The sequence below is a fragment of the Halomonas shantousis genome, from assembly GCF_054654615.1.
Genome location: NZ_BAAIER010000002.1, coordinates 2,904,243 through 2,926,981, shown reverse-complemented (window position 1 = coordinate 2,926,981; position 22,739 = coordinate 2,904,243). Strand labels below are relative to the sequence as shown.

Below are 22,739 nucleotides of genomic sequence, written 5' to 3'. Positions count from 1 at the left end.
ATGAGCGATTCACATACTACCTACGGTGGTGCCAGCCACGGCAGCGTCAAGTCCTATGTCGTCGGCTTGGTCCTATCCATCGTCCTGACCGTGATTGCGTTCGGCATGGTCATGAGCGGTGCGTTCAGCCCGATGACCACGGTGGTCACTATCGTCGGCGCGGCCGTGCTGCAGCTTCTCGTGCAGCTGGTCATGTTCCTGCACATGAACACCAAGGCCGAAGAAGGCTGGAATCTCACTGCATTCGTGTTCACGGTGAAGATTCTGGTTCTGGTGATCGGCGGATCGTTGTGGATCATGCATAACCTGAACCACACTATGATGCTCGACTAAGCGGGCGGTGCGATGATCAAGCTCTATCTGAACCTGACCAAGCCGGGAATCATCTTCGGTAATCTGATTTCCGTGACGGGCGGCTACTTTCTGGCCGCCCGGGGGGAGTTCGATCTCCCCCTGTTTCTCGCCACGCTGGCCGGGGTCGCGTTGGTAATCGCTTCCGGCTGCGTGTTCAACAACGTCATCGATCGCGATATCGACGTCAAGATGGAGCGTACCCGTAACCGGGCCCTGGTTCAGGGCCTGGTGTCGCCACGGGTCGCCCTGGTCTATGCCACGGTATTGGGCCTGGCGGGCTTCGCACTGCTGTATTGGGGAGCCAATCCGTTGGCTGCCCAGTTCGCGGTACTGGGGTTCTTCGTCTATGTCGTGCTCTACAGCCTGTATCTGAAGCGTAGTTCGGTCTATGGCACGCTGGTGGGCAGTCTGTCCGGTGCCACGCCGCCGGTCATTGGCTATTGTGCCGCCAGCGGGCAGTTCGACATGGGAGGGGCGATCCTGCTGTTGATGTTCTGTCTATGGCAGATGCCACACTCCTATGCCATCGCCATCTTCCGCTTCAAGGATTATCAGGCGGCCTCGATTCCGGTGTTGCCGGTCAAGAAAGGCATTCCCGCGGCCAAGCGTTCCATCGTCGCCTATATCATGGTCTTCATGGTGACGGCGCTGACGCTGACACTGACGGGCTATGTCGGCTATGGCTACTTCGTCGTCATCGCTTCGATGAGTCTGTACTGGCTCTACAGCGCTCTGTCGGGCACCTGGAAGATGCAGGATGACAATGTCTGGGCCAAGAAGCAGTTCGGCTTCTCGATTCTCATGGTCATGGCGCTGAGCCTGATGATGGCGGTCGACTTTCAGGTGACCTCTTCGATGGCGCTGCTGGCGGACGTACAGCCGCAGGTCGGTGCCTTCCTGCAGTCATCCTGGAGCCTGTAACGGTCCACGGGATCGCGTTCTGTAGAACACCCATGGCAGTGCAATACGAGAAGCCCCGACGATTGTCGGGGCTTCTTTCGTTGCATGGAGCAGAGAGAAGAGCCGGTACGCTCAGCCTATCTCGTTGAGCGCCTGCTCGAGCTTCTGTACCGTGCGGTCGACGTTCTTCAGTTTGTCCAGTCCGAACAGTCCGATACGAAAGCTCTGAAAGTTCTCGTCTTCGCCGCACATGAGCGGTACGCCTGCGGCGACCTGCAAACCGACATTCATGAATTTGGCGGCGATGGCATCGTCGCCGGTGTAGCTGACGACCACGCCCGGTGCCTGATAGCCCACCGCCGCGACACTCCTGAACCCCTGGGCCTCGAGCAGGGCGCGCACCTTGTCACCGAGCAGTTGCTGTTCGGCGCGTACCTCGGCGAAGCCGTATGCCTCGGTTTCCCGCATGATGTCGCGCAGGCGGGTCAATGCGTCGGTGGGCATGGTGGCGTGATAGGCATGGCCACCACTTTCATAGGCCTGCATGATCGCCAGCCATTTGCGCAGGTCGGCGGCAAAGCTGGTGCTGGTGGTGGACTCGATACGCTCCAGAGCCAACGGACTGAGCATCACCATGGCGCAGCAGGGCGAGGCGCTCCATCCCTTCTGCGGCGCACTGATCAGGATATCCACCCCGACGTCGCGCATGTCCACCCAGAGTGCGCCGGAGGCGATGCAGTCGAGCACGAACATCCCGCCCACGTCATGTACCGCCTGGGCGACCTGGCGCAGGTAGTTGTCGGGCAACAGCATGCCCGAAGCCGTCTCGACATGGGGGGCGAATACCAGGTCGGGGCGCTGCTCATGGATCGTGGCCACTACGTCTTCGATAGGGGCGGGCGCAAAGGGGGCCTGACGTTCTTCGCTGACCGGACGTGCCTGCAGGACGGTGGCTTCGGCGGGAATGCGCCCCATGTCGAAGATCTGCGTCCAGCGATAGCTGAACCAGCCGTTGCGAATGACCAGACATTTTCTGTCGGTGGCGAACTGCCGTGCCACGGCTTCCATGCCGAAGGTACCGCTGCCCGGCACGATGACCGCCGCTTCGGCGTTGTAGACCCGCTTGAGCGTGCTGGAAATGTCTCGCATCACGCCCTGAAAGGCGCGGGACATATGGTTCAGGGAGCGGTCGGTGTAGACCACCGAGTATTCAAGCAGCCCATCCGGGTCCACATTGGGCAGTAAGCCAGGCATGTCAGCCTCCGTGAGGTTCGTATATAGGGCTTCAGGATATTCGCTGACAGACCCTGCGACCAGAGAGGAATCCCGGCTTTTGCGGCAGGTGATGACGAATGCTGCCAGTTGCCGGGACAGGACCTGCTCTCAGGAGAGCGCCCCGGTCAAGCGAAGCCTCGACGATGGCCCGGACTCTGCCATGGCATCCCGATCCGAACGGGATGCCGGGCCCGACACTCTCACCGCAGTCTCGCTGACCTTGAACTGGCCGATCATGCCCGTCATTTCCACGGCCTGCTCGTCCAGCGACTTGCTGGCGGCAGCGATCTGCTCGACCAGGGCGGCGTTCTGCTGGGTGACTTCCTCCAACTGGGCCACGGCCTGGTTGATCTGCTCGATTCCGGCCGACTGTTCGTGGCTGGCGGCGGCAATATCCGAGACCAGTGAGGTGACCTGATCGATGTGCGTGGAGATTGCGGCCAGGGTGTCGCTGGTCGCGGAAACCAGCTTGCTGCCCTCCTGGACACTGAGGACGTTGTGGCCGATCAGCTCGCGGATCTGCTTGGCTTCTTCAGCGCTGCGGCTGGCCAGCTGGCGGACCTCGGTGGCGACCACGGCGAAGCCCCGGCCCTCTTCCCCGGCACGCGCCGCTTCCACCGAAGCATTCAGCGCCAGCAGGTTGGTCTGAAAGGCAATACTGTCGATGGTGGCGATGATGGCCGTGACCCGTTCATTGTCGGCCAGGATACGTTGCATGGCCTCACGCGCCTGGCCGGCGACCTCATTGGCCTCGCGCGCCTGAGTGACGGTCTGCTCGGACACGGTCTGTGCCTGACGGGCGTTGTCCGCCGTCTGGCGCACGGTCGAGGTGATCTGCTCCATGCTCGAGGCGGTTTCCACCAGGGATGCGGACTGCTCCTCGGTGCGCTGGGCCAGGTCCTGGTTGCCCTGTGCGATCTCACCGCTGGCGACCTCGACCGACAGGGCGCTCTGGCGAATGTTGCCGACCAGATGCTCGGTATCGGTCGTAGAGAGATTGAAGACCTGATACAGCTGTGACAGCTCATCGCTGCCCGGCACCGCCAGTCGCTGGGTCAGGTCGCCGCCACGGCGGGAGATCGCCTCCAGCGTATGCTTGAGCGGCAGGACGATGCCGCGCACGATGAGGATGGCGAGCAGAATCGCCAGGCTCGTGGCCAGTGCCGCGACGATCACGTAAACAAGCAGGTCGAGCCGCGCCTCGTCACCCAGCGCTTCCGCCGTGGCCAGCACCTCCGCGACGACAGCGTCCTCCACGCTCTTGAGATGCCCGATCTTGGCTGTCTGCCATTCGAACCACTGCTGAGGGTCGACGCCAAAGCCGCCCTGGTCGGCCTTTTCGATGACCAGTGCTCTCAGCGCCTCCAACCGGTCAATGTCGGCACCTGACATGACATCGTCGAAACGCTTGCGCATGGTGTCGGTGCCCAACGCACGAAAACTTTTCTGGAAGGCCGCCTCTTCGCCGATCAAGGTCATGAAGCGCTGATATGACGCCGGGGCAATCTGGTCAGCGCTGAAGGCGTTGGCGAGCAAGGCGCGCTCGACTCCGGCGAGATCCTTGGCTTCCAGCAGGTTGTAGTAAGCGGAAAGACGTCTTGACACGCCGGCCTGCCGAGTGGCGTGGCTCAGTTCGCCGACGAGATTCATCAGTTCGGCGTTGGAGGCGGTGTACTGGGCGATGGCCTGAGAGGCGGGAATCGACAGCTCATCGACGCGCCGACGCAGCGCGGCATGGCTGGCCAGTTGCGACCGCACGGTTTCCATACGGGCCGTCAGATCGGCGGTCAGGTAGGCGTGGTCGAGGCGGGCCGCGTAGTCCTGGAAGGCTGTTAACTGACGGTCGGTGGCCGTGCGCTGCTGGGAAAGTTCGCTACGGAAGGTGCGCCCCTCGCTGCCCAGGAAGCCGGCTGTCATACCCCGCTCGCGCTGAATCTCGTGAATCAGTCCGCCTGCCTGCTGGGCCAGCACGGTCAGTGCCTGAAGGCGCTGCATGTCGCTGACGACCTGTTGCCGTTCCACGATGCCGTCGATGGCGAAGTACGCCATGGCCAGCAAGGGCAGTGCCAGGGCCAGCATGAATTTCTTGCCGATGGAGATGTGATGAAGGAGGTGTGTCATGACGTTTCCTAGCGATGTATCGTCGGGTTCCGGCAGGAGCCGAGTCGTCCATGACCGGTAGGGCTGCGGTCCTGCTCTCTAAATACATGTCGACCGGCAACGCCCGAAGCTGAGGACGCGATCCGGGGAAAGCGTGCTTCAATGATCTGCGTCAAGGGCGTGGGAACGACGCAGGAACGTTGTTTGCTGTGAGCCTGGGCCTGGATTCTTTCGCCTGGCGTGGGTGAATGGGCCACAACTGATATAGTGGATGCTACTGCACTGGCGAGTATTCCTTTTCTGAACCTTCTATGAAGACACCTCCCATTCCTGCCGCAAGCGCCACCGCCTTTCCCCGCCATCTCGCCATGGCCCTGCTGCTGGGGGTGGCCTGCATGTTCGCGGCGAACCATGTCGCCGCACGACTGGCCTTTGATGACGGTACCGGCTTGCTGCTGGCGATCATGGCGCGTTCGGCACTGGCCATGGGGGTGCTGGCGGTGTTGCTGACCGCCCAGCGCCAGCCTCTGCGCCTGCCCCCCGGGAGTGGGATCTGGCAACTCGGCGTGGGGCTGTTGATTACCTTGCAGAGCCTGTTTCTCTACTCGGCGGTGGCGCGCATACCGGTGGCGGTGGCCCTGCTGTTGATGAATACCTTTCCGATTCTGCTGGCGCTGTTGACCTGGGCGCTGGGCGGGCCGCGGCCTACCGCACGCGCCACCCTGATCATGACGATCATTCTGCTGGGGCTGGTCGTGGTACTCGATGTGCCGGCCTGGCTGGCAGCGCCGGACGCCATGGGCAACCAGTGGCTTTCCGGCATCGCCTTCGGGCTCGGAGCGGCGACGGTCTTCTCCTGCGCGCTGTGGATCACCGACCACCGCCTGGCCGGGGTGAACAATTCGTTGCGCACCTTTTTGACCATGAGCATGGTCTTCGGTTGTATGGTGATCATCGGGCTCACGGGCATCGTGCCGGGGGGGCTGACACTGCCGGAAAGTACCAGCGGCTGGAGCGGTCTGGCTGCGTTGGCGTCGCTCTATGGCATCGCCTTCTCGATACTGTTCGTGTCGCTGCCTCGTCTCAACATGGCACGCAACGCGCCGGTGATGAATATCGAGCCGGTCGCTTCGCTATTACTGGGCTATGTGGTGCTGGGGCAGATGCTTGGTCCGATGCAGTTGGCCGGCGGTGCGATCGTCCTGGGAGGCATCATATTGCTTAGCCTGTCGCAGCGTGCCTGAACAGGGCGGCAACAATGGATGTACGAGAAACGCCCCGACGCGCTGTTGACCATGCATCGGGGCGTCGGGCTTACACTTCCCTGTACAGTTCGCCGCCTTCCTCCCGGAAGCGCTCGGCCTGCTCCTGCATGCCGTTCTGTATCTCGTCATCCAGCGCCTCGAGGCCTTGGTTCACGGAACCCGAGCCAGTACCGAAGCGTTCACGCACCTCCTGGGTGATCTTCATCGAGCAGAACTTGGGACCGCACATCGAGCAGAAGTGCGCCACCTTGGCCGAGTCCTTGGGCAGCGTCTCATCGTGGTATTCACGTGCCGTATCGGGATCGAGCCCCAGGTTGAACTGATCTTCCCAGCGAAACTCGAAACGCGCCTTGGACAGGGAATTGTCGCGGCGCTGCGCGGCCGGATGGCCCTTGGCAAGGTCGGCAGCGTGAGCGGCGATCTTGTAGGTGATGATGCCGGTCTTGACGTCATCCTTGTTGGGCAGGCCGAGATGCTCCTTGGGAGTGACGTAGCAGAGCATGGCGCAGCCGTACCAGCCGATCATCGCCGCGCCAATGCCGGAGGTGATGTGGTCGTAGCCGGGGGCGATGTCGGTGACCAGCGGACCGAGCGTGTAGAAAGGCGCCTCGTCGCAATACTCGAGCTGCTTGTCCATGTTCTCCTTGATCAGGTGCATGGGCACGTGGCCGGGCCCCTCGATCATCACTTGCACGTCGTGCTTCCAGGCAATGTGCGTCAGTTCGCCCAATGTCTTGAGTTCGGCCATCTGCGCCTCGTCGTTGGCGTCGGCCACCGAGCCTGGACGCAGGCCGTCGCCCAGCGAAAACGCCACGTCGTATTGCTTGCATATCTCGCAGATCTCTTCGAAGTGGGTATAGAGAAAGCTCTCCCGGTGGTGATAGAGGCACCACTTGGCCATGATCGAGCCGCCACGCGAAACGATACCGGTGACACGCCTGGCGGTGAGCGGCACGTAGCGCAGCAGTACGCCGGCGTGAATGGTGAAATAATCCACCCCCTGTTCGGCCTGCTCGATCAGCGTGTCGCGGAAGATTTCCCAGGTCAGGTCCTCGGCCACGCCGCCCACCTTCTCCAGTGCCTGATAGATCGGCACGGTGCCGATGGGCACCGGCGCATTGCGGATGATCCACTCGCGGGTCTCGTGGATATTGGCGCCGGTGGACAGGTCCATGATGGTGTCGGCACCCCAGCGTATGCCCCAGGTCATCTTGTCGACCTCGTCCTCGATGGAGGAGGTGACCGCCGAGTTGCCCAGGTTGCCGTTGATCTTCACCAGGAAATTGCGGCCGATGATCATCGGCTCGGATTCGGGGTGATTGATATTGCAGGGGATGATCGCACGGCCTTCGGCGACCTCGCGGCGCACGAACTCGGGGGTGATCTCCTCGGGCAATCTAGCGCCGAAACCCTGACCGGGGTGCTGGTGGCCGAGGATGCGCTCGACTTCGTTGCTACCCAGCGACTGCCGGCGTTGGTTCTCGCGGATGGCGATGAACTCCATCTCCGGCGTGACGATGCCCTGGCGGGCGTAATGAAGTTGCGTGACGTTCTTTCCGGGCCTGGCACGTCGCGGCGTGCGGTTCAGCTCGAAGCGCAGCGGGGCGAGCATTGGGTCGTTGGCGCGGCGCCGGCCATATTCCGAGGTCGGGCCGTCGAGGAGCTCGGTGTCGTCGCGCTCGTCGATCCAGGCACGACGCAGCTCGGGCAGGCCCTGGCGCAGATCGATGCGCGCGTCGGGGTCGGTGTAGGGGCCGGAGGTGTCATACACCAGCAGCGGCGGGTTGGCCTCGTCGGCGCCCGAGGTCCTGGTCGGCGAGAGGGATATCTCGCGAAACGGCACGCGAATGTCGGCTCGTGTGCCCTCGACATGGATCTTGCGCGAGCCGGGCAGGGCCTGGATGGCCGCTTCGTCGACACGGGCCGTTTCGGCGAGGAAATGATCGGTCTTTGCCATCGTTGTTCTCCCATGGGGTAGCGTCAGGGAGGACAAGCGAAAGGGGGGGACAGGGGCAGGGCGGTTCTTGCCTGTAGTGTCTGCGTGTCGCTTGATCCCTACGCTGGTCCTAGCCAGATCAGGTTCAACGGGATCGATGCTGGCAACGCGTGTCGCATGCATCATCTCAGCCGGTTCCACCGGCACCCCGTCAAGCTTGCGGGAGTCAGTCTAGCAATATGTGAATGAGATGGCAGTGCCATTTTTACTGCCACGAACGAGCGCAAGGGCGCAAACATGAGCAGGCAAACCAACGCCTGGCATGCTAGCTTTGTCGGCTCTCTTCGGCCCGGCGCGCACTGACCCGCCGAGGCTGCATGGTCAAAAAAGGAAACCCGACGCATGCCATCGCCTTCCCGGCAGAGCCCCGCTTCCCAAGCCCTGTTGCCCAGCACGCCGATGGTGTGGCTGATGGCGATTGCGACCGGCGTGTCGGTCGCCAACATCTACTATGCACAGCCTCTGCTCGATGTGCTGTCTGAGGCTTTCGGCATCGCACATGGGCGGGCCGGGCTGATTGTCACCCTGACCCAGCTAGGCTATGCGCTCGGCATTCTGCTGATCGTGCCCCTGGGCGATCTGCTCGACCGCCGGCGTCTGGTACCTGCCGTCAGCCTGGGGGCCGCACTGGCAGCCGCCACTGCGGCAATGGCACCGAATTTCACGGTGTTCATCGTCGCTTCGCTGGCGATGGGGGGAGCGTCGGTGGTGGCGCAGATTCTGGTGCCGCTGGCTGCGCATCTCGCGGCGGACGAGGTGCGCGGCCGGGTGGTGGGCCAGGTCATGACCGGGCTGCTGCTGGGCATCCTGCTGGCACGTACCGTGTCCGGCGCGCTGGCCGACTTCGTCGGCTGGCGGGCGGTGTTCTGGGTGGCCTGCGTCTCGATGCTGGCCGTTGCCATTTCGCTGGGTCGGCTATTGCCGGATACCGCGCCCCAGTCCCGGCAGTCCTATGGTGCGCTGGTCGTGACCAGTCTGCGACTGCTACTGGAGGAGCCGGTACTGCGTCGGCGCTGCGTCTACGGGGCGATGGGCTTCGCCGCCTTTGCCGCGCTATGGACGGCATTGCCGTTTCTGCTTGCCGAGCCGCCTTTCGGCTACCGCGAATCGGTGATCGGCGCTTTCGGGCTGCTGGGGGCGGCCGGCGCGCTGGCCGCTTCTCAGGCCGGCAGGCTACATGACGCGGGGCGGTCGGGGATCGCCACGGGCGGCTTTCTGGCGCTGATCGCCGTGACCTTCATCCTGCTCGGCATGTGGCCTGCCTCGCTGCTGGTGCTGGTGATCGGCATCGCCCTGTTCGACGTCGGCGTGCAGGGCAATCAGATTCTCAACCAGAGCCGTATCTACAGCCTGCGCCCCGATGCGCGCAGCCGGATTACCACGGCCTACATGACCTGCTATTTTCTGGGCGGATCGCTGGGATCGGCCAGCTCGGCCTGGCTCTACGGCGTCGCAGGCTGGCGCGGTGTGATGGCCCTGGGCGTGGGGTTCATGGCGGTAGCGCTGATCGTCTGGGGCGGGGCGCGCCTCAGCGAGCGCACGCTCGACTGAGGCCACGCTCGGTCATGCGAAGGCATCCGACCCCGACCGTATCCGAGCGCGACGGTCCGGCATGACACGAGGAGATCAATCGCGCTTGTAGAGGCGAAAGCGCCGGAAATCGGGGTCGCCGGCGAGTTCTTCGGGGATCTTGCGGTAGCGCTTGTACTCCCATTGGTACTGGGCCGGCTCGAGGGCGATGGCCGCTTCGACGCAGACGTTGACGCCACGTGCCGATACGGTCTCGTCCTCGGCGTAGACGCGCTCATCGGCGGGCAGAAAACGGATGACGAAGCCGGTGCCATCGGGCAGGCGCTGAGCCACGCCGGTCACCACCCGGGCCTGGGTACGGGCCACCAGCTTGGGCAGCAGGGTCGCAGTGTAGGCCGGGCGACGGTAGAAGTCGGCGAAGACTCCGCTGCCCCAGTCGGGAACCTGATCGGGCAGGATACCCACGGCCTCGCAGCGCTTGAGTGCCTTGAGCAATGCCGCCACGCCGCGCGGATTGGTCGGTACCAGGCTGGCGCCCATGCGCTCGCGACCATGGCGGATCACCGGGTCCAGCGCGGCGATCTTGGGCGGCTCGTACATGGCGGTGAAAGGGAAATGGCTCGACAGCCAGAAGTTGAGTATCTCCCAGTTGCCGAAATGGGGCGCGAGAACGATGACGCCGCGCCCCTGGGCTCGCGCCTCGTCGAGCAGTTCGCGGCCCTGCACATCGCGGATGGCCTCATGCACCCGTTGGGGAGCGCCCATCCAGGCGAAACCCAGTTCCAGCATGGTGGCTGTGGAGTGGATGAGGCTGTCGCGGGCCAGCCTCCGGCGCTGGCGATCATCCTGGGCGGGGTAGACCTCGGTCAGATTGACCCGGGTGATCTCGCGTTCGCGGCGGCTGAAACGGTTGACCAGCGGACCGATGATACGGGCCAGTCGCCATAGCGCCGAGGGACGTAAGCGTGACAGCGCGCGCCACAGCATGGCGATGGCGCGAGCCTGGAAGGATGAAGAAATAGCAGTCTGGGTCATGGCTCCGCAGCAATTGACGAACGGCGGCGACAGTATAACGACAGGTCGCCATGGATTCAGCCAGGCAGCACGTGCCATGCAGAGGCTGCATTCGTTACCCTTTCCATTTCGTATTTCTGGAGCCCGTAATGTCCGAACGACTGGCTTGCCCGTTATGTGCCTCGGCCGGGGTCGCGCATTATCATCGCGACCGGCGCCCGCAAGGCCGTCAGCGCGATTACTGGCAGTGTGGCGTTTGCGATCTGGTCTTCGTGCCGCCCCATCAGCGGATCGGGCCGACGGAAGAGAAGGCCGTCTACGATCGACACGAGAACTCTCCGGAGGATGCCGGCTATCGGCGTTTTCTGGGGCGCCTGTTCGAACCTCTCGATGCGCGCCTGGCGCCTCGTTCTGCGGGACTCGATTTTGGCTGCGGACCGGGGCCGACACTGTCGGTAATGTTCGAGGAGGCGGGTCATGCCATGTCGCTCTACGATCCGTTCTATGCGCCCGCCCCGCACGTGCTGGATGCGACGTACGACTTCATCACCGCCACCGAGGTCGTGGAGCATCTGTTCGTCCCCGGCGAGACGCTGGCGAAATTGATCGACCGCCTGCATCCCGGGGGATGGCTGGGGCTGATGACCAAGCGAGTCTCGAGTCGGGAGGCGTTTGCCGACTGGCACTACATTCTCGATCCGACCCATGTGTGCTTTTTCAGTGAATCGACGTTTCGTTTTCTGGCGCATCGTCATGACCTGACAGTCGAGTTCCCCGCGGCGGACGTGGTACTGATGCAGCGAGTGTGAGCGATCGCGCTCCTCGCCTGCATGTGCAAAGGCTTCAATCGCTAAGGCTCGCCGGGCGAGAAGGCGGGGCGTGTCGCGGGTATCGGTGTATGCGCCTGGCGGACGGCTCGTGCCGGGTTGAAATCCGTTCTGGAAGGCTTATTTACCCACGCAAAACCCGCCTCTTCGGCGTATTCGCCTCGTCGGCTTGTGTGACAATGGCCAGCGGGTTTTCCATCTTCATGACTTGTTGAGGCTTTGCGCAATGTCACGGCAACTGCTCGCCATGGCACTGGCTCCGCTGCTGGGGCTGTTTATTCTGGGAATCGGCAATGGTTTCCTGGCTTCGCTGATCCCGCTGCGTCTCGATGCGGCCGGCGAGCCGGTGATGATCATCGGCTGGGTCTCGGCGGCGTACTATATCGGGCTGGCGCTGGGCGCGCTGTTCAACGACCGCTTGCTGCTGCGCATCGGCCATATCCGGGCCTACGCCTGCTTCGCCACACTGGTGGCGGTCACCGTGTTGCTGCAGGGCATGTGGCTCAGTGCGCCGTTATGGTTTGTGCTGCGCCTGATCGGCGGCTGGGCCACGGTAGGGGTGTATCTGGTCATCGAAAGCTGGCTGCTGACCGCCGCGGACACCAAGGTGCGGGGACGGCTGTTGGCGTTGTACATGATCTCGCTATATGCCGCCGGAGTGCTGGGCCAGCTATTGCTGGGGGCGACCGACGGCGCCGAAGCGACGCTGCCGTTCATGCTGATCGGCATGCTGGCAGCGCTGTCGGTGCTGCCGCTGGCGGTGATACCGCGCGTTTCGCCGCTGATCGAGCATGCCGAGCCTCTGCCGCCGCTGCGTCTGATCACGCTCACGCCCACCGGCGTGATGGGCTGTTTCGGTTCGGGACTGGTGATCGCTGCCGTCTACAGCCTGCTACCGCTGTACCTGCAGCGCAGCGGGTTGGACGTGGGGCGTGTTGGCCAGATGATGGCCGTGGTCGTCCTGGGCGGCATGCTGCTGCAGTATCCCATCGGGCGCTGGTCGGATCGCCACGATCGCCAACTGGTGCTGATCCTGATCGGTGCAGCGACGTCCGCGCTGTCCCTGGCAATCGTGCTGTTGCCTGCTCAGCCGGTATGGCTGGCGGTGCTGTTGTTTCTGCTTGGCGGCGGCTCCTTCGCGCTGTATCCGGTGGCCGTCAGCCACGCCGCCGACCGTGCGCCTGCCGGGGCGCTCGTGCGTATGAGTCAGGGGCTGTTATTGATCAACGCCATCGGATCCACGCTGAGCCCGCCGCTGATCACCCCGCTGATGAGCTGGACCGGCGATCAGGGATTGTTTCTGGCGCTGGCGGGTCTGGGAGCGGCGCTGGTGGTGTTCTTCGGCTGGCGGCGCAGCGTACGTCCCGCGCCGGTCCCCATGGCACCGTTCACTCCCAATCCACCGCAGTCGGTGGTGGGCGCCGAACTTAACGTCACCGACGAGCTCGTGCAGGGGGCCATCGAGCACGAGCAGATCGAGGAACTTCCGCAGATGGACCCTGAGCCGGCGCACGAGGAGGCGCGCAACGCCTGAGGCGTCGGGTATCGGCCGGGGCGGTTCATCGTGCCGGATCGATGTGTCCGTTGAGCGAGGCATTGCGCCGGAACCAGCCGGCGATGCTGGCGCGTGGCAGGCGTGTCGGCAGCACCTCGTGGGGAATGCGCTCGGACAGGAAGCAGGCGAAGTTGCCGGCCTCGGGGCGTACGCGGGCACGTTCGACGTCCGGCGTCTCGGGATCGAACAGCGCCATTTCGCCGCCGCCGTCTTTCGGCCAGTCGGGATTGAGATAGAGCACCGTGGATATCACCCGGTTGGAGCGGCCACGGAAACTGTCGAGGTGCTTCTTGTAGAAGGCGCCCGGCGGGTAATGGGCGAAGTGCGCCTCGAACTCGAACAGGCCCAGGTACAGCGCCTGATTGATCTCCTGCTGCAGGCGGGCCATGACCGCCAGATAGTCACGCTGAGCCTGGCTTTCGCGATCCAGCCAGCGGATGGCGTCGCCACGGATGTCGCGGCGCAGGGTGTGGTCCCCGCCACGGCCGATGCCGGCGGCTTCCAGAGCGGTATGGGATTCGAGCCGTCGCAGTTCTTCATGCAACTCGCGACACAGGGCGGCTTCGATGAACGCTTCGCCCAGATACCAGCCATGCTCCACCAGACCATCCACCAGGGACGGCAGGGCAGCGGTATCGAACAGGGGAGAGAGGTCGGACATGGTCACTCCGCGATCATCGGCGGTCGTTGTCAGCGGGTCGGCTGCGGCGCACCGGCAAGTGGCGCAGCGGGCTGCCTTCGGGAGCGTAGTCCAGACTGATGGTCTGCCTGAATCCCACCGCCAGCAGTTCGACCAGCATCATGGCCGACAGGCCCCAGATGACATAGTCCTCCACCGCGTAGCTGGGCACGTAATGGGGGCGGTCATCGACGACGATGACGTCGGTGTGGCTGCGCTGGTCCTCGAAGAACACTTTCAGCGGCACCTCGAAGATGGCATCGAGCTCGTTGTGATCGGGCCTGAGCGGCAAGTCCGGCGGAACGCGCGCGACGAAGGGGGTAACGCGAATGCCGTGCAACGAGATGACGTCGCTGAGCTGGCCCAGGCGCGTCACCTGATCCGGCGGCAGAGCAATCTCCTCGTGCGCCTCGCGCAGCGCAGTGTCGTAGAGACTGGCATCCGAGGGCTCCGCCTTGCCGCCGGGAAAGGCCACCTGACCGCTGTGCTGCTTGAGATGGGTGGCGCGCTGGGTAAAGATCAGCGAAGGTTCGGGGCGATCGACGATCGCCAGCAACACCGCAGCCTGGGGCAGCGCCGAAGAGAGCCGGCGAGGGGTATAGGCTTGCAGGCGTTCGTGGAGTTTCTCTAACATGCAATTTCCAGTCGGTTTCCTGTCGTTGTAAACAGCCCCGCGAAGGGCGTCAAGCGGGAGCCTGTCCGACAACCGAGCGTCGCAAGGCCATGCGAGGACTTCCATGAATTTCTGTAGCCACTGTGGACACGGCGTGCGCTTTGCCATCCCCGAGGGGGACGATCGTCCGCGTTATCTCTGCGATGCCTGCGGCACCATCCACTACCAGAATCCGCGCATAGTCGCCGGAACCCTGCCCGTCGCCGGCGACCGGGTATTGCTGTGCCGGCGGGCCATCGCGCCGCGTCACGGCTACTGGACGCTGCCGGCGGGATTCATGGAGAACGCCGAAACCACCGTCGAGGCAGCCGCCCGGGAGACATGGGAAGAGGCATTGGCCAAGGTCGACGTTCAGGGCCTCTACACGCTGATCAACCTGCCGCATATCAATCAGGTCTACATGATCTTTCTCGCCGATCTGCACGGCGAGTTCGGGGCCGGCCCGGAGAGCCTCGAAGTGGCGCTCTTCGAAGAGCGCGAGATCCCCTGGGACGAGCTGGCCTTTCCCACCATCGAGCGCACCCTGCGCCACTACTTCGCCGACCGGCCGAGCGCCACGTTCCCGTTGCATGTCAGCGACATCGGCCTCGAGGAGCGTCGCCGCTACTTCGGCTGACCGGCCGGCGCCAGGGAAGCCTTCAGAAATCCTCGAGTCGCCACACCTCGTAGGCGGGTTCCTCGTAGGGGTGAGCCCGCTTGAGAGCGGCAACGGCCTCGTGAATCAGTGCCTCGTCGCAGACCAGTTCCACCTTGAGTTCCTGGACGCGTTCCAGAGTTCCGACCTGGCCGATGTGCGGGTCGGCGCCTGCCAGGGGGCGGAACTGGCCGAGCCCGCGAACCTGAAAGCAGCATGCCTCATAAGCGCCGATGCGTCCTGCACCGGTGGCGAAGACGGCTTCCTTGACGGTTTCGGCATCGGCGAGGGGAACGAAAAAGGCCAGTTTGAACATGCTTTTCTCCTCTTGTTGCGGTCGTGGGTTGCCTGCGCAAGCGCAGTGATGATGGCATAATGCCCGTCATTAACCACCCCTCGGACAGGATGCTTCGATGCTGAAGTGGGTTTTCGTTGCCTTGATCGTGCTCATCGGCCTCTTGCAGTACCGGCTGTGGTTCGGCGAAGGCGGGCTGGGCGAGCTCAGCCATATCCAGGCCCGGGCCGACACGCTGGAAGAAAAGAATGCCCAGCAGCGGGCACGCAACGAGCGTCTGGCTGCGGAAGTGGTCGACCTCAAGAACGGACTGGACGCCATCGAGGAGCGCGCGCGCAGCGATATCGGCATGGTGCGTGGCGACGAACAGTTCTTCTGGGTGCCGGGGGTCGAGGGCCCGGCCGGAAAGGCCGGGAGGGATGCGCCATGAGCGGCCTCTGGCTGATCGTGCCGGCGGCGGGGCAGGGACGGCGCATGGGCGCCTCGCTTCCCAAGCAGTACCTGCCCATCGAGGCGCAGCCGATACTGGCGCATACGCTGGCGCGGCTTTATGCCGCCTTTCCGCATGCCACGCTCTATCTGTGTCTGGATCCTGACGACGGTCACTTCGATCCGGCCTGGGTGCCCTTCGCCGAATGGCAGCGGGTTGCCGGAGGTGACGAGCGCGTCGATTCCGTGGCCAACGCACTGGCAGCGTTGGGGGCGGTCGCGGCAGATGAAGATCTGGTGCTGGTTCACGACGTGGCCCGCCCCTGCGTCCATGTCGAGGATCTGCTGCGCCTGCATGACGTGCTGCTGGCCGACCCGGTCGGTGGGCTGCTGGCGGCGCCGGCGGCCGACACCATGAAACGTGCCGATGCTGACGGGCGCGTGGCGTGCACCGAACCGCGTGCCGGACTGTGGCATGCCCTGACACCTCAGGGGTTCCGCTTCGGCCTGCTGCGCGATGCGCTGAAGGCGGCGCGCCGGCAGGGGCTCGAAATAACCGATGAAGCTTCCGCCGTCGAGGCGCTGGGCATGGCACCGCGCCTGGTGCCCGGGCGTCGCGACAACCTCAAGATCACCCATCCGGAAGACCTGGCCCTGGCGGCGCGTATCCTTGCCGCGCAGCGCACGCCTGGCGATCTTTCCCGTTCCACCGAAGAGTCCGACTTATGTCCCTGAGAATTGGCCACGGCTTCGACGTTCACCGTTTCGGTGAGGGCGACCATCTCATGATCGGCGGCGTCAGGATCGCCTTCGAGCAGGGTTTCATCGCCCATTCCGACGGCGATGTGTTGCTGCATGCCATCTGCGATGCCCTGTTGGGGGCCTGCGGGCTGGGCGACATCGGCCGTCACTTTCCGGATACCGATGCCGCCTGGGCCGGTGCCGATAGCCGCCACCTGCTGCGCCATGTCCATGAACTGGTGAAAGCGGCTGGATACCGCCTGGGCAATCTCGATGCCACGCTGATCGCCCAGGCGCCGAAGATGGCACCGCATATCGCGCTGATGCGCGAACGTATCGCGGCGGACCTCGAAGCCGACGAAAGCCAGGTCAATATCAAAGCCACGACCACCGAGACGCTGGGGTTCACCGGACGCAGAGAGGGCATCGCCGCCGAGGCGGTGGTGGTGCTGCAGCAGGACTCATCACGGTGAGCGCGCCAAACACCGAGAGCTGGCCGCCGATGTGGCCCCGGGCCGGTGGCGGACCGCTGGGGACGGGGAATTATCGCGCCGCTCCCGAGGACTTCGTCGTCGAGGAAGTGCTGGATTTCACGCCCGAAGGACAGGGCGAGCATCTGTGGCTGTGGGTGGAAAAGCGCGACCTGACCACGATGGAACTGGCCAAGCGCCTGGCGCGCGCCTGCGGTGTGTCCTCCCGCGACGTGGGATACTCGGGCCTCAAGGATCGCAGCGCGGTGACGCGCCAGTGGCTGTCGATTCATCTGCCGGGACGCGAAGCGCCGGAAGATCTGCTCGCCCGGCTGGGGGATACGCCGGTGCGGGTGCTCGAGCAGTTGCGTCATCCACGCAAGCTCAAGCGCGGCGTGCATCGCGCCAACCGCTTCCGGCTGCGTATCACCGGCGAAGCCGTCGAAGACGCGCGATTCGCTGCGCACTGGCAGTATCTATGCGAGGCTGGCGTGCCCAACTACTTCGGTCCGCAGCGCTTCGGATCGCAGGGGCGCAACCTCGTGCGGGCAGCGGCCATCCTGGCCAAGGGCTGGCGCAAGCGCGACGATCCGCAGGGCATGATGCTGTCCAGTGCACGCAGCTTCCTGTTCAACGAACTCCTGGCCTGCCGGGTGGCCAACACCACCTGGGCATCGCCGCTGCCCGGCGAGGTGCTCAATCTCGAGGGCAGCGCGAGCCGCTTCGTCGCACCCGAGGTCGATGCGACGCTGCGTGAACGGGCGCTCCGTCTCGATGTCCATCCCACCGGTGTCTTGTGGGGGGCCGGTCGGCTGGAAAGCGAGGCGGATGTCGCCGAGATGGAGCGTGACGTCGCCGGGCGCTATGCAGCGCTCGCCGAGGGGCTCGAGCGTGCCGGCGTGCGCATGGAGCGTCGGGCGCTGCGTCTGCGCCTGGGAGAGCCGGACATGCAGCGGGGCACCCGCGAAGTGCATCTTTCTTTTCAGTTGCCGAGGGGCGGCTTTGCCACTTCGGTGCTGCGTGAACTGATAACGCATCCGAGCCTGTGAGCCGGAGTTCGATAGTAAGGAGAGCGCATGCACAAGCTGTTGTTGTCCAACGATGACGGTGTTCATGCTCCGGGACTGCGCGCCCTGTATGACGCCCTGACCAGCCACGCCCGCCTGCGTGTGGTGGCGCCGGATCGTGACATGAGCGGAGCCAGCAATTCCCTGACGTTGACACGGCCACTGGCGCTGTCGGCGCTGGACAACGGCTTCTACAGCGTGGACGGCACGCCGGCCGATTGCGTCTATCTCGGTGTCAACGGGGTGTGGGATGAGAAACCCGACTTGGTGATCTCGGGCATCAACCACGGCGGCAATCTGGGCGACGACGTTCTCTATTCGGGCACGGTAGCCGCGGCGATGGAAGGGCGCAACCTGGGGATGGCGGCCATCGCCATGTCGTTGTGCGGCTCGCATCATTTCGAGACGGCCGGGCGGGTGGCGGCGAGCCTGATCGGCGCTGCCGATACGCTGTCACTGCCGCCGCGCAGCCTGCTCAACGTCAACGTGCCGGACCTGCCCTGGGAGCAGCTCAAGGGATTTCGTGTCACACGCATGGGCTATCGTGGGCCGGCGAGCCGGCCGATTCGCATTCAGGACCCGCGCGGGCGCGATCGCTACTGGATTGCCGCGGCGGGCGAGAACGCCGATGATGGCCCGGATACCGACTTCGCGGCCGTCGAGGCGGGGTACGTCTCGATCACGCCGCTGCAGACCGATCTGACCCGGCATGCGGCACTTGATGACGTGCAAGGCTGGCTGGATGCACTGTCCTAGCTCTCGGTTCAGTCGCCAGGACGTCAGGGGGATCGGGATGACCTCCCAGCGTACCCGGGACCGCATGGTGAGACGTCTGGCGGCGGAGGGGATCCGCGATAGCCGGGTGCTCGAGGTGCTGGCACGCGAGCCGCGTCATCTCTTCGTGGACGAGGCGCTGGCGCATCGCGCCTACGAGGATACCGCTCTGCCGCTGGGGTATGGGCAGACCCTGTCACAGCCATGGATGGTGGCGAGAATGAGTGAGCTGGTTCTGGCGGCCACGCCGCAGAGGGTACTCGAGATCGGCACCGGCTCGGGTTATCAGACCCTGGTACTGGCACGTCTGATCTCCCGGGTGTGGAGTCTGGAACGGATTGCCGCGCTGCAGGCGCGAGCCCGCGCACGGCTGGCGCAGCTGCAGGCCGGCAATGTGCGGTTGCGTCATGCCGATGGCGGCAACGGTTGGCCGGAGGCCGCGCCCTTCGATGTGATCCTGTTGACGGCATGCGCCAGTGAATTGCCGGAAACACTGTTGTCCCAGTTGCGTGACGGCGGGACGCTGATTGCTCCGCTGGAGGACGACGACGGTCGCCAGTGGCTGACCCGCGTGCATCGTCGAGGCGAATCATTGGAACATGTGCGGCTCGAGGAGGTTCGGTTCGTGCCGCTACTGGAAGGAGTCATACGGTGAAGCGATCGCTTAAGCTGTTCTTGAAAGGCGCCGGGATGGGTGCCGCTGATGCGGTGCCGGGCGTATCGGGCGGCACTATCGCGTTCGTGACGGGTATCTATGAGGAGCTGATCCATACCGTCCGCCAGTTCGGCCCCGAGGCGTTCGGTGCCTGGCGCCGTGGCGGCCTAAAGGGGCTGGCGGTGCATCTCAATCTGGGGTTTCTGATCCCGCTGGTGCTGGGGATCGGCATCAGCCTGGTGAGTGTGGCGCACCTGGTGACCTGGCTGTTGGTCTCTCATGAGCTGCTGCTCAATGCGTTCTTCTTCGGCCTGGTGCTGGCCTCGGCCGTGGTCGTCAGCCGGGAGATGCCCCGGTGGCGGATATGGTATGTGCTGCCGCTGTTGCTGGGAATGATAATTGCCCAGCTGTTGCCCAGCCTGTTGCCGGCCGCCTCCGCGGCCGATACCTGGGTCTTGATCGTCGGCGGTGCGATAGCCATCAGTGCGATGTTGTTGCCCGGTGTCTCGGGCAGCTTCCTGCTGCTGGTCATGGGGCTCTACGGTACGGTCATGGAAGGAATCAAAAGCTTCGATCTGATGTTGATCATCAAGTTCGGTGTCGGCTGCCTGATAGGACTGTTCACCTTTTCACGAGTATTGTCCTGGCTGTTTCGCCATTATCGCGCCGCCACCCTGCAATTGCTGATCGGTTTCATTATCGGTTCGCTCCCTTTACTCTGGCCGTGGCGGGAGTTGGTCAGCTACCGCCTGGGACCCAACAATCAGGTCGTGCCTCTGGATTACCGCTATCTGCTTCCCGGAGACTACGCCACGATCACCGGCGAGCCTGCGCAGCTGTTTCCGGTCATCGGGCTGATGCTGCTGGGCTTGGTGCTGGTATTGATCGTGGGCGAGCGTAGTTCATCACCTTTCAAGAAGGATTGTTCCAATGCGTAAGGCTTTGTGGCTCGTGCCCGTGATGGCGATGGGTCTGCAGGGATGCGCCTCTTCCGGCGGAGCGCCGGAAGTGCGCGATCTGTCGGCCAGCCGTGTCAGCCAGCCGAGTGCCACCCACACTGTCAAGGCTGGCGAAACCCTGTACGGGATCGCCTGGCAGCAGAACATGGATTTTCGTGAGCTGGCTCAGCTCAACGGCATCAGTCCTCCCTATCGGCTGCAGCCGGGGCAGGAGCTGCGCCTGCAGGGAGGAAACGGCACCTCGGTGGCTACTGCAGGCTCGGGCAATCGTCAGCAGGGGGTAGTCATGACCCCGTTGGGAGGAAGCCAGGCAGCGGGCACGACAGGGAGCAGCGCCGACTGGCTGGCTCCCGACGAGAGCGCCATCGAGCGCAACCGCCGCCTGACCCGCCAGCCTCAGGCCGGCCAGGACGATTCGCAGCCCAGCGACAATGCCCTGGCCGCAGCGGCGGCAACGGGCGGAGCGCAAGGTCCCGGCCCCATCTACGACTACGCCAGTGCTGGCGCAGGCGGTGAACTCTCGGCTCGCGAGCGTGCCGAGCAGGTGGAGATCGCCAGCGAGCGGGAGGTCGCGGCATCGACGCAGGCGGCTTCCGAGCAACCGGCACCGCGTGGCGACACGACTCGATCCTCGACCCAGGCATCCCAGACGGTATCCCCGGAGAGGGCGTCGTCATCCAGCGCGCAGGCGGATTCGCAGAGCGCAGCGGGCTCCACACAGGCATCGGGAGCCTCCGTCGCAGACGAGTCCGCTGTATCCGAGTCACGTGCCTCGCGCACCTACACGCCGGTCAAGGAGGTGCCGTGGCAGTGGCCTGTCGACGGCGAAATCATTGGGCAGTTCAATGATGGATCCAGCATTACCGCCGGCATTGATATCGCCGGCGAAAAGGGGCAACCTGTTAGAGCGGCAGGCCCGGGTATCGTGGTGTATGCCGGCAGCGGTGTCCGTGGTTACGGCAATCTCATCATTCTCAAGCATAACGACCATTTCCTGAGTGCTTATGCCCACAACGATAGCTTGCGGGTGGCGGAGAACGACGTCGTCGAAGCCGGAGAAACGATTGCGACCATGGGACAAACCGATGCCGACAGGGTCAAGCTGCACTTCGAGGTTCGCCAGGATGGTCAGCCTCAGGACCCGTTGAAGTTCCTGCCGGCACGTTGATGCGTTGCAGGAAGGAAACGACACCAGAATAACAAAAGGTCATGCCGTCGCTTCGATGGCCGTGCGCGGCGGTCGCGTTAACCAGGCAGCAGCACAGCAATGGGGTATGGATATGAGCATGCTTGAACAGGATATTCAGGATGTTGAGCTCGACACCATCGACAACGGGGCGGATGCCGAAGTCGGTGACTCAGCGGATGACAAGGATGAGAGCGCCTTCGAGAAGGCATTGAACCGCGAGGAAAATACCTACCATCAGAGTCTTGACGCCACGCAGATCTACCTCAACGAAATCGGCTTCTCGCCGCTGTTGACTCCGGAAGAGGAAGTGCATTACGGCCGTCTTGCCCAGAAGGGCGACCCGGCCGGCCGGCAACGCATGATCGAGTCCAACCTGCGTCTAGTGGTCAAGATCGCGCGCCGCTATCTCAACCGGGGACTCTCGCTGCTGGACCTCATCGAAGAAGGGAATCTGGGCCTGATCCGGGCCGTCGAGAAATTCGATCCCGAGCGCGGATTCCGCTTTTCCACCTATGCCACCTGGTGGATTCGCCAGACCATCGAGCGGGCGTTGATGAACCAGACGCGTACCATCCGTCTGCCGATTCATGTCGTCAAGGAACTCAACATCTACCTGCGGGCCGCGCGGGAGCTGACCCAGAAGCTCGATCATGAAGCCACGGCCGAAGAAATCGCCGACCATCTCGACAAACCGGTGGGTACGGTCAAGAAGATGCTCGGGCTCAACGAGCGCGTCTCCTCGGTGGACTATCCGCTGGGCGGCGAAAGCGACAAGCCGTTGATCGATACGCTGGCCGACGAGAACGAGGAAGGGCCCGAGTCCACCCTGGTGGACGACGACGTCAAGCAACATGTGGACGAGTGGCTGGCCGAGCTGACCGACAAGCAGATGGAAGTCGTGATTCGCCGTTTCGGGCTGCGCGGCCATGAGGCGGCAACGCTCGAGGAGGTCGGGGAGGAGATCGGCCTGACGCGCGAGCGGGTTCGCCAGATTCAGGTGGAAGCGCTGAAAAAGCTGCGCCGAGTGCTGGAGAAGCAGGGGCTGTCGCTCGAGTCCATTTTCGAGTAAGCCAACCGTGCCGATGAGCAACGCCCCTGGCCCCGTCTGGAGCCAGGGGCGTTGTCGTTAGTGCCTCATGGCCTGGCGGTCATGAGACATGTCTCCGTTCCGGAGCGCTCGATTGTCTACCGGCGGTGCTGAGCGCAGTATGCGGATTGGGCAGCCTGCCATCCCGAGGAGGGCGGGAATCTGTTAAGATTGTTTGCCTGCAAAGCATATTGCCGGATTGATCTGCGTCGTTACATGCGGCATTGTATGTAAAATTGCTTCTAGGGCACAGGGTTTATCCTTGGCCATA

The 22,739-nt window shown here is 63.8% G+C and carries 23 protein-coding genes and 1 riboswitch; of the genes, 16 read left to right on the top strand and 7 right to left on the bottom strand.

Features of this window, described 5'->3' with window-relative positions:
- Both ACYQ12_RS13990 and cyoE read left to right on the top strand, forming a co-directional pair.
- A complete protein-coding gene (locus ACYQ12_RS13990; RefSeq protein WP_459872865.1) occupies positions 1 to 333 on the top strand; it encodes a cytochrome o ubiquinol oxidase subunit IV in 333 nt (110 codons plus the stop codon).
- A 12-nt stretch (positions 334 to 345) separates the two neighbouring features.
- Complete coding sequence (gene cyoE, locus ACYQ12_RS13985) at positions 346 to 1,275, top strand: heme o synthase (protein ID WP_459872863.1); 930 nt, start codon at positions 346 to 348, stop codon at positions 1,273 to 1,275.
- A gap of 111 nt (positions 1,276 to 1,386) precedes the next feature.
- Here the strand turns inward: cyoE and ACYQ12_RS13980 are convergent, their stop codons facing one another.
- A complete protein-coding gene (locus ACYQ12_RS13980; protein WP_459872861.1) occupies positions 1,387 to 2,508 on the bottom strand; it encodes an aminotransferase class V-fold PLP-dependent enzyme in 1,122 nt (373 codons plus the stop codon).
- A gap of 129 nt (positions 2,509 to 2,637) precedes the next feature.
- Complete coding sequence (locus ACYQ12_RS13975; protein WP_459872859.1) at positions 2,638 to 4,650, bottom strand: methyl-accepting chemotaxis protein; 2,013 nt, start codon at positions 4,648 to 4,650, stop codon at positions 2,638 to 2,640.
- A 290-nt stretch (positions 4,651 to 4,940) separates the two neighbouring features.
- Here ACYQ12_RS13975 and ACYQ12_RS13970 point away from each other — a divergent pair, with 290 nt between their 5' ends.
- A complete protein-coding gene (locus ACYQ12_RS13970; RefSeq protein ID WP_459872857.1) occupies positions 4,941 to 5,873 on the top strand; it encodes an EamA family transporter in 933 nt (310 codons plus the stop codon).
- Between the two features lie 70 nt (positions 5,874 to 5,943).
- On the opposite strand, the gene thiC is transcribed toward ACYQ12_RS13970, so the two are convergent.
- The gene (gene thiC, locus ACYQ12_RS13965; RefSeq protein ID WP_459872855.1) at positions 5,944 to 7,851 is read right to left on the bottom strand and encodes a phosphomethylpyrimidine synthase ThiC; all 1,908 of its coding nucleotides are present in this window, start codon (positions 7,849 to 7,851) and stop codon (positions 5,944 to 5,946) included.
- Between the two features lie 78 nt (positions 7,852 to 7,929).
- Positions 7,930 to 8,051: riboswitch (TPP riboswitch) on the bottom strand.
- A 181-nt stretch (positions 8,052 to 8,232) separates the two neighbouring features.
- On the opposite strand from thiC, the gene ACYQ12_RS13960 reads away from it, so the two are divergent.
- The gene (locus ACYQ12_RS13960; protein ID WP_459872853.1) at positions 8,233 to 9,441 is read left to right on the top strand and encodes an MFS transporter; all 1,209 of its coding nucleotides are present in this window, start codon (positions 8,233 to 8,235) and stop codon (positions 9,439 to 9,441) included.
- Positions 9,442 to 9,516: 75 nt separating this feature from the next.
- Here ACYQ12_RS13960 and ACYQ12_RS13955 read toward each other — a convergent pair whose 3' ends face one another.
- The gene (locus ACYQ12_RS13955; RefSeq protein ID WP_459872851.1) at positions 9,517 to 10,455 is read right to left on the bottom strand and encodes a lysophospholipid acyltransferase family protein; all 939 of its coding nucleotides are present in this window, start codon (positions 10,453 to 10,455) and stop codon (positions 9,517 to 9,519) included.
- Positions 10,456 to 10,583: 128 nt separating this feature from the next.
- Here ACYQ12_RS13955 and ACYQ12_RS13950 point away from each other — a divergent pair, with 128 nt between their 5' ends.
- Together ACYQ12_RS13950 and ACYQ12_RS13945 are read left to right on the top strand one after the other, a co-directional pair.
- Positions 10,584 to 11,243, top strand: coding sequence for a class I SAM-dependent methyltransferase (locus ACYQ12_RS13950; RefSeq protein WP_459872849.1), 660 nt, complete (start codon positions 10,584 to 10,586; stop codon positions 11,241 to 11,243).
- A 244-nt stretch (positions 11,244 to 11,487) separates the two neighbouring features.
- The gene (locus ACYQ12_RS13945) at positions 11,488 to 12,795 is read left to right on the top strand and encodes an MFS transporter (protein ID WP_459872847.1); all 1,308 of its coding nucleotides are present in this window, start codon (positions 11,488 to 11,490) and stop codon (positions 12,793 to 12,795) included.
- 25 nt (positions 12,796 to 12,820) lie between these two features.
- Here the strand turns inward: ACYQ12_RS13945 and ACYQ12_RS13940 are convergent, their stop codons facing one another.
- Together ACYQ12_RS13940 and ACYQ12_RS13935 are read right to left on the bottom strand one after the other, a co-directional pair.
- The gene (locus ACYQ12_RS13940; RefSeq protein ID WP_459872845.1) at positions 12,821 to 13,477 is read right to left on the bottom strand and encodes a 2OG-Fe(II) oxygenase; all 657 of its coding nucleotides are present in this window, start codon (positions 13,475 to 13,477) and stop codon (positions 12,821 to 12,823) included.
- A 13-nt stretch (positions 13,478 to 13,490) separates the two neighbouring features.
- On the bottom strand, positions 13,491 to 14,129 hold the full coding sequence (locus ACYQ12_RS13935; protein ID WP_459872843.1) for a CoA pyrophosphatase: 639 nt from the start codon (positions 14,127 to 14,129) through the stop codon (positions 13,491 to 13,493).
- Positions 14,130 to 14,232: 103 nt separating this feature from the next.
- Between ACYQ12_RS13935 and ACYQ12_RS13930 the strand changes: the two genes are divergently transcribed.
- Positions 14,233 to 14,784, top strand: coding sequence for an NUDIX hydrolase (locus ACYQ12_RS13930; protein ID WP_459872841.1), 552 nt, complete (start codon positions 14,233 to 14,235; stop codon positions 14,782 to 14,784).
- A 22-nt stretch (positions 14,785 to 14,806) separates the two neighbouring features.
- On the opposite strand, the gene ACYQ12_RS13925 is transcribed toward ACYQ12_RS13930, so the two are convergent.
- Positions 14,807 to 15,118: a YqfO family protein gene (locus ACYQ12_RS13925; RefSeq protein WP_459872839.1), complete on the bottom strand. Its 312-nt coding sequence runs from the start codon at positions 15,116 to 15,118 to the stop codon at positions 14,807 to 14,809.
- 97 nt (positions 15,119 to 15,215) lie between these two features.
- On the opposite strand from ACYQ12_RS13925, the gene ftsB reads away from it, so the two are divergent.
- The 9 genes from ftsB (at position 15,216) to rpoS (ending at position 22,450) form a co-directional block, all read left to right on the top strand.
- The gene (ftsB, locus tag ACYQ12_RS13920) at positions 15,216 to 15,527 is read left to right on the top strand and encodes a cell division protein FtsB (protein ID WP_459872837.1); all 312 of its coding nucleotides are present in this window, start codon (positions 15,216 to 15,218) and stop codon (positions 15,525 to 15,527) included.
- Positions 15,524 to 16,261, top strand: coding sequence for a 2-C-methyl-D-erythritol 4-phosphate cytidylyltransferase (ispD, locus tag ACYQ12_RS13915; protein ID WP_459872835.1), 738 nt, complete (start codon positions 15,524 to 15,526; stop codon positions 16,259 to 16,261). The genes ftsB and ispD overlap by 4 nt, the downstream gene beginning before the upstream one ends.
- On the top strand, positions 16,258 to 16,740 hold the full coding sequence (gene ispF / locus ACYQ12_RS13910) for a 2-C-methyl-D-erythritol 2,4-cyclodiphosphate synthase (protein ID WP_459874530.1): 483 nt from the start codon (positions 16,258 to 16,260) through the stop codon (positions 16,738 to 16,740). Before ispD ends, ispF begins: the two co-directional genes overlap by 4 nt.
- Before the next feature lie 29 nt (positions 16,741 to 16,769).
- Complete coding sequence (gene truD / locus ACYQ12_RS13905) at positions 16,770 to 17,786, top strand: tRNA pseudouridine(13) synthase TruD (protein ID WP_459874528.1); 1,017 nt, start codon at positions 16,770 to 16,772, stop codon at positions 17,784 to 17,786.
- Positions 17,787 to 17,813: 27 nt separating this feature from the next.
- Positions 17,814 to 18,560, top strand: a complete 747-nt coding sequence (gene surE / locus ACYQ12_RS13900) for a 5'/3'-nucleotidase SurE (RefSeq protein ID WP_459872833.1) — start codon at positions 17,814 to 17,816, stop codon at positions 18,558 to 18,560.
- The gene (locus ACYQ12_RS13895) at positions 18,547 to 19,233 is read left to right on the top strand and encodes a protein-L-isoaspartate(D-aspartate) O-methyltransferase (RefSeq protein ID WP_459874527.1); all 687 of its coding nucleotides are present in this window, start codon (positions 18,547 to 18,549) and stop codon (positions 19,231 to 19,233) included. Before surE ends, ACYQ12_RS13895 begins: the two co-directional genes overlap by 14 nt.
- Complete coding sequence (locus tag ACYQ12_RS13890) at positions 19,230 to 20,171, top strand: DUF368 domain-containing protein (RefSeq protein WP_459872831.1); 942 nt, start codon at positions 19,230 to 19,232, stop codon at positions 20,169 to 20,171. Before ACYQ12_RS13895 ends, ACYQ12_RS13890 begins: the two co-directional genes overlap by 4 nt.
- A complete protein-coding gene (locus ACYQ12_RS13885) occupies positions 20,164 to 21,360 on the top strand; it encodes a peptidoglycan DD-metalloendopeptidase family protein (RefSeq protein ID WP_459872829.1) in 1,197 nt (398 codons plus the stop codon). Before ACYQ12_RS13890 ends, ACYQ12_RS13885 begins: the two co-directional genes overlap by 8 nt.
- Positions 21,361 to 21,472: 112 nt before the next feature.
- Positions 21,473 to 22,450, top strand: a complete 978-nt coding sequence (gene rpoS / locus ACYQ12_RS13880) for an RNA polymerase sigma factor RpoS (RefSeq protein ID WP_459872827.1) — start codon at positions 21,473 to 21,475, stop codon at positions 22,448 to 22,450.
- Positions 22,451 to 22,739 lie beyond the last annotated feature (289 nt).